The 5451-nt window shown below is 69.5% G+C and carries 8 protein-coding genes; 5 read left to right on the top strand and 3 right to left on the bottom strand.

The window, feature by feature from the left end:
- The first annotated feature begins 199 nt into the window (after positions 1 to 199).
- Positions 200 to 487, top strand: coding sequence for a hypothetical protein (locus G6019_RS01475; protein WP_182612961.1), 288 nt, complete (start codon positions 200 to 202; stop codon positions 485 to 487).
- 76 nt (positions 488 to 563) lie between these two features.
- The gene (locus G6019_RS01470; RefSeq protein ID WP_182612960.1) at positions 564 to 1121 is read left to right on the top strand and encodes a GNAT family N-acetyltransferase; all 558 of its coding nucleotides are present in this window, start codon (positions 564 to 566) and stop codon (positions 1119 to 1121) included.
- A gap of 14 nt (positions 1122 to 1135) precedes the next feature.
- On the opposite strand, the gene G6019_RS01465 is transcribed toward G6019_RS01470, so the two are convergent.
- Positions 1136 to 1576: a MarR family winged helix-turn-helix transcriptional regulator gene (locus G6019_RS01465; protein ID WP_231750418.1), complete on the bottom strand. Its 441-nt coding sequence runs from the start codon at positions 1574 to 1576 to the stop codon at positions 1136 to 1138.
- A gap of 84 nt (positions 1577 to 1660) precedes the next feature.
- Between G6019_RS01465 and G6019_RS01460 the strand changes: the two genes are divergently transcribed.
- Positions 1661 to 2905 (top strand): cytochrome P450, encoded by a 1245-nt coding sequence (locus G6019_RS01460; RefSeq protein WP_107757861.1) that lies wholly within the window; start codon positions 1661 to 1663, stop codon positions 2903 to 2905.
- A 70-nt stretch (positions 2906 to 2975) separates the two neighbouring features.
- On the opposite strand, the gene G6019_RS01455 is transcribed toward G6019_RS01460, so the two are convergent.
- Positions 2976 to 3326, bottom strand: a complete 351-nt coding sequence (locus G6019_RS01455) for a branched-chain amino acid transporter permease (protein WP_375539737.1) — start codon at positions 3324 to 3326, stop codon at positions 2976 to 2978.
- Positions 3323 to 4027: an AzlC family ABC transporter permease gene (locus G6019_RS01450; RefSeq protein ID WP_107758304.1), complete on the bottom strand. Its 705-nt coding sequence runs from the start codon at positions 4025 to 4027 to the stop codon at positions 3323 to 3325. Before G6019_RS01450 ends, G6019_RS01455 begins: the two co-directional genes overlap by 4 nt.
- 64 nt (positions 4028 to 4091) lie before the next feature.
- Here G6019_RS01450 and G6019_RS17685 point away from each other — a divergent pair, with 64 nt between their 5' ends.
- Complete coding sequence (locus G6019_RS17685; protein WP_156607325.1) at positions 4092 to 4967, top strand: helix-turn-helix domain-containing protein; 876 nt, start codon at positions 4092 to 4094, stop codon at positions 4965 to 4967.
- On the top strand, positions 4964 to 5398 hold the full coding sequence (locus tag G6019_RS01440) for a VOC family protein (protein ID WP_107757864.1): 435 nt from the start codon (positions 4964 to 4966) through the stop codon (positions 5396 to 5398). Before G6019_RS17685 ends, G6019_RS01440 begins: the two co-directional genes overlap by 4 nt.
- The last annotated feature ends 53 nt before the right edge of the window (positions 5399 to 5451 follow it).

The following is a 5451-nucleotide window of genomic DNA, read 5'->3' as shown; positions in this document are numbered from 1 at the left end:
AGCACCGGCCCCGGCCCCGGCGAGACAGCCGTACCGGCCCGCCACTGTAATCCCGCCGGCGCCGCCGCCCCCTCCGGCGCCTGCGCCCGCACCTCCGGCCATCAACATCCCGCTACTCCCGGTTCAGCCGCCCCCAGTTGTTCAGCCGAAGCACGTGACCATCGGTTGACGCTCCACCACATCAACGAAAGGACCCACCATGGACCCCATCACCGCTCTCATCGCCCTTGGAGCGGCGATTCTGCCGTATCTCGGTCCCGCCGCGGCGCTCGGTGTCTCACCGCTCGCTGCTGGGATCGGCGCCGCCGGACTCGGCACCGGTAGCGCAGTCTCGGCTCTCGGGCTCGGTGGCGCAGCCGCGGCCAATCCGTTCACCGGAGCAGGTCTCCAGAGTGCGAGTGCGGATGGTTTCAACAATGGCGCGGCCGCTGTGGCGGGAGCGGTCAACGGCCTCAACATCCCGGGAGTGCACCTCACCGTCAACTGAACTCCAGCACCGACCGCGTCCTGCGGCCTCCGACTCCGGTTGGGTGGCCGCAGGGCGCCGGTGCTTGAATAGCGCGATGAGCAGCGTGACCTACCTCCAGCAGACCGACGCGTCGTGGTTGCGCCCGGCACGCCGCGCAGACCTGACGATCTCCCGGGTCTTCCCGGCTGAACCCGTCTTCAACTCACGGATGTACCGGGAGATCGGTGGCAGCTGGAACTGGACCGACAGACTCGACTGGTCGGACGGGCGCTGGGCCTCCTATTGCGCTGACCCCTGCGTCACCACCTTCCGGGCGAGCCGGGGGGGCGAGGCCGCCGGATTCGCCGAACTGCGCATGAGCCCGTGCGGAGACGAACCGGGTACAGAACTCGACGACCCTGCGGACGGCGTTGATGTCGAGATCGTCTACTTCGGGCTGCTCCCCCGGTTCGCCGGCCTGGGCCTGGGCGGATGGTTCCTCTCCGAGATCACCCGTATCGCGTGGCAGGTCCCGGGGTGCCGCCGGGTCTGGCTGCACACCTGCGTGGACGACTCCCCTGCCGCGATACCGAACTACCTGTCCCGAGGTTTCGTCGAATACGCCCGGGAGTCCACCGGCTGCACGGACTGCACAGCCCTGGCCCAGGCCTGAGTCACTGGGCTGACTCACTGGGCTGAGAGCCGACTCAGGGCCCGCCCGCTCATCCGGGAGACCAGCCTCTCCGACACGGTGCCGAACGTCTGCAGGTCGTCGTCGTCGAGCCCCTCGAACAGCCACTCCGCCAACGCCACCCGCGCCGACACGACCTCGTCCACGATCCGACGCGACTCGTCGGTGAGGTTGACCAGCCGGACCCGCCGGTCGTCCGGCGGCATGGTCCGGACCACGTGGCCGCTCGCGACCAGACCGTCGACCAGTGCGGTGACCTGGCGCGGTGAGCAGTCGAGGAAGGTCGCCAGCTCCACCTGCTTGCACTCGCCCTCGAGCCCCAGGACGAACAGCAACTCGAGCCGCGGAACGGTGAGGCCGTAGTTCGCCGCGGCGCGTTCGATCGATCCCGACATCTCCTCGGCCAGCATCAACGCGCGGTCGAGAATCTCACTCACGGATAGCGCCACGTGTATATAGTTACCACTATTCACCTTTCCCACCCCTGCCGACCCGGCGGGGGACGAGGCGCAGGAGACACCGTGAACGTGACCATCCCGGCGGGATTCGACTTCACCAACCCGGACCTGTTCGAGAAACGGCTCCCACACGAGGAGTGGCGCCAGCTCCGGCAGTCCGAGCCGATCCGCCGCGTCGACAAGCGGCCCGGCTCAGACGGTTTCGACGACGACCATTACTGGCTGGTGACCAGACACGCCGACGTCAAGGAGATCTCGCGCCTCACCGGGGAGTTGTTCTCCGCGGGGGAGAACACCATGATCCCGCGCTTCTCCGAGGGCACCGACCGCTCGATCATCGAGGCCCAGCGGGAGATGCTCGTCAACGAGGACGGCGAGATCCACAAGAAGCACCGGCGCATCATCTCCCGCGGATTCACCCCCCGAGGCGTGGCCGGGATGCGGGACGAGCTCGCCGACCGGGCGCGTCAGATCGTCACCGCCGCCGCCGAGTCGAACGCCGACGACTTCGTCACCGCTATCGCCTCCGAGCTCCCGCTGCAGGCGATCGCGGATCTGCTGGGCGTGCCGCAGGAGGACCGCCACAAGATCTTCGAGTGGTCCAACATCATGACCAGCTACGACGCCGGCGGCGACCCGGATGCTCCCGCCATCGCGTCCATGGAACTCATCGGCTACGCCAACGCCATGGCCGAGGACCGTGCCGCCAATCCGCGGGACGACATCGTGACGAAACTCGTCCAGGCCGACGTCGACGGCGAGCACCTGTCTGCCGAGGAGTTCGGCTGGTTCGTCACGCTCCTCGCGGTGGCCGGCAACGAAACCACCCGCAACGCCACAACCCACGGGATGGTGGCCATGCTGGAGAACCCCGACCAGTGGGAGCTGTTCAAGCGCGACCGGCCCGAGACGGCCTACGACGAGATCCTGCGGTGGGCATCGCCGATCACCCAGTTCCAGCGCACCGCCATGGAGGACGTCGAGATCGGGGGAGTGTCCATCGCCAAAGGTGATCGCGTGCTGATCTGCTACGGGTCCGCCAACTTCGACGAGGAGGTGTTCGACGACCCGTTCACCTTCAACATTCTCCGCGATCCGAACCCGCACGTGACCTTCGGCGGCCAAGGTCCGCACTACTGCCTCGGCGCCAACCTCGCACGGATGCAGCTCGAGCTGATCTTCAACGCCGTCGCCGACTACTTCCCCGACCTGACCTCACTCGGCGAGCCCACCCGGCTGCGGTCCGGGTGGCTCAACGGCCTCACCGAGTGGAAGGTCGAGCTGGGCGCCTGCCCCGTAGCCCGCTGAGCAGCGGCTCGCTGAACGCTGGCGGCGGCGCGGGCGGGGGACAGGCCGGGCCACGCTCACCCGGCCACCCTCACCCGAGCCCGGCCAGCAGGACCATGTAGGCCGCCGTTCCGAGGATGATGCTCACCGCCGCGCGCCGAAACGCCAGGTGCACGGCCAGCGTGAGCGCCAGCGCCGCGGTGGCGGGCAGCCACGAGCCGAGCTCGGCGGAGGTGTCGCGAAGGGTGTAGACCACCAGCACCGCCATCACCCCGGCCGGCATCGTGCGGCCCAGATAGCGCACGAGACTCGAGTCGCGGAGCCTGGTCAGAGCGACGAACGGCGCGGCGCGTAGTGCCACCGTCACGACGAACATCACGCCCAACCCGGCCAGCAGGTAGTCGGCCCCTAGCACCGGGACGGCGGTCACCGGGGTTTTCACGTCGGTTCCCGCCCCTCGCGGGTCGCCCATACGTACCGCGCGATCAACACGGCCACGAAGGCGCACAACCCGACGATGAGCATCTGGTCCGGGGCCAGCCACGCCGCCACCAGACCGCACACCAGGCCGATCACAGGCGCCGGTAGGTCTCCCGAGGCGCGCCACGCGTCCACCGCGAGGACGGCGAAGAGCGCGGTCAACGCGAACTGCAGACCGTCCAACCCCTCCGGCAGGGTCGTGCCGACGAGCGCCCCGACGATGCCGGGGGCGACCCACAGGGTCTGACAGGTGATCGCGATGGTCAGTGTCCGCGGCCCCGTCATCTCACTGCGCTTCTTGGTGGCGGTGATCGCGTAGACCTCGTCCGTGAGCGCGTACACCGAGTAGAGCCGACCGAGCCGCGAGCGGATCGCCCCCAACGGGAAGCTGAGCCCGTAGAACACGTGACGGAAGTTGACGAGGAACGCCGCCGCCGCCAGCGAGTACAGGGGAGTGACCGCGGTGAGCAGACCGATCGCCAGGAACTCCATGGACCCGGCGTAGATCATCACCGAGAACACCGGGGCCCACCACCACGCGAACCCCGCCTGGGTGAGCAGCACCCCGAACGCCAGCCCCAGAGGGATCAGACCCAGCCCGACGGTCGAGCAGTCGGCCAGACCCTTACGGATCTCTGCACTGGTAGAGGAGCCGGACTGCACGCCGAGCAGTGTAACGACCGCGGAAGCCTGGCCACCCCCGACGGGAGGCGGCACACTGGGTCCCGTGAGCGTGCGCGAGGCCACTCCGCCGCCCGGGGTCAGGCGGCTGGTCCCCTATGCCGTGGAGGGGATCGGCCCGCGGCCGCAACGGCCACCCCACCGGGGACTGCCCACCTCCTCCCTCACCGTGGTCGTGGCCACGGACTCTCCGCTGTTGTGCTCGTATTCCTACGACGAGTGGGCCCGCGGGGAGGGGGTGCGCCACGACGTGTGCATCGGCGGGTTTCACACCCGGCCCGTCTATCTGCAACGACCGGATCGCGAGGAAGGGGTCCAGGTCGAGGTGCACCCCCTCGCCGCGCGACGCCTGCTCGGGGTACCCGCGGCAGCTCTCTCCGAGCTCACCCATGACGGCGAGGACGTCCTCGGGTCGCGGATCCGGGCGCTCCACTCGCGTGTGGCGTCAGCCCATCCCCGTGACCGCGCGGCGCTCGTGGCCGCCGGGTTGGCCTCGGCGGCGGGCAGGTACGAGCGCGTGCCCGGGCCACGCCGGGAGGTGGTGGGCGCATGGCGCCTGCTCGGGCGTTCCGGTGGCCGGATGCGGGTGGCAGACGTCGCCTCCGAGGTGGGGGTCACGCCCCGGCATCTGTCGACGCTCTGCAGGGCTGAACTGGGGATCGGCACCAAAGCACTCGCCGACCTGATGCGCTTCGAGGCGACCCACTCTGCGCTGAGGGAGGCCGTTCGCCGGTCCACGGGGCCACGGCCGGTCGGACTCCGACTGGCCGACCTCGCCCATGACCACGGGTACGCCGACCACGCGCACCTCGACGCCGCCTACCGGCGGTACGCGGGCACATCACCGACGAACTGGATCGCCGAGGAGTTCCGAAACATCCAAGCCTGGCCACCCGACCCCGGAGCAGACTCATCGGCATGACTACTCACGAACCCGGCGCCGCACCCGCGCCCACCGTCTGGCACTGCTTCCGCTGCACCGACTCCCGCCTCGTCATCGACTGGCTCGTCGACACACTCGGCTTCGTCGAGACCGTCTCGCACCCCGACGACGGCCGCATCGTCCACGCCGAACTGCTCTGGCCGGAGGGCGGAGGCGTCATGCTGGGGGACGGTGGGAGAGGGGACGACGACCCACACGCCACACCACCCGGGTCGGGTCTCGCGTACGTCGTGACGGCCGACTCCGATGCCGTCTACCAGCGCGCCCTGGCGGCGGGGGCCGAGATCGTCATGGAGATGCACGACACCGACTACGGTGATCACACCTTCTCCGCCCGAGACCCCGAGGGGAACGTGTGGTCGGTGGGGCAGTACCGGGGGCACCCGGCGCCCGATGCGGTCACCGGGTGACGACCGGGCGCACCGGCCGGGATCACCGGGCCCGATCGAGCCGCGGCACGACA

Origin of the sequence: Dietzia sp. DQ12-76 (assembly GCF_014145045.1) — a bacterium.
GTDB lineage: Bacteria > Actinomycetota > Actinomycetes > Mycobacteriales > Mycobacteriaceae > Dietzia.
This window is presented reverse-complemented; position numbering and strand designations above follow the sequence as displayed.

Bases quoted from the DNA above. Each gene is read 5' to 3' on its own strand.
- G6019_RS01475 (WP_182612961.1), top strand. From the start codon at position 200: ATGGACCCCATCACCGCTCTCATCGCCCTTGGAGCGGCGATTCTGCCG.
- G6019_RS01440 (WP_107757864.1), top strand. From the start codon at position 4,964: ATGACTACTCACGAACCCGGCGCCGCACCCGCGCCCACCGTCTGGCAC.
- G6019_RS01470 (WP_182612960.1), top strand. From the start codon at position 564: ATGAGCAGCGTGACCTACCTCCAGCAGACCGACGCGTCGTGGTTGCGC.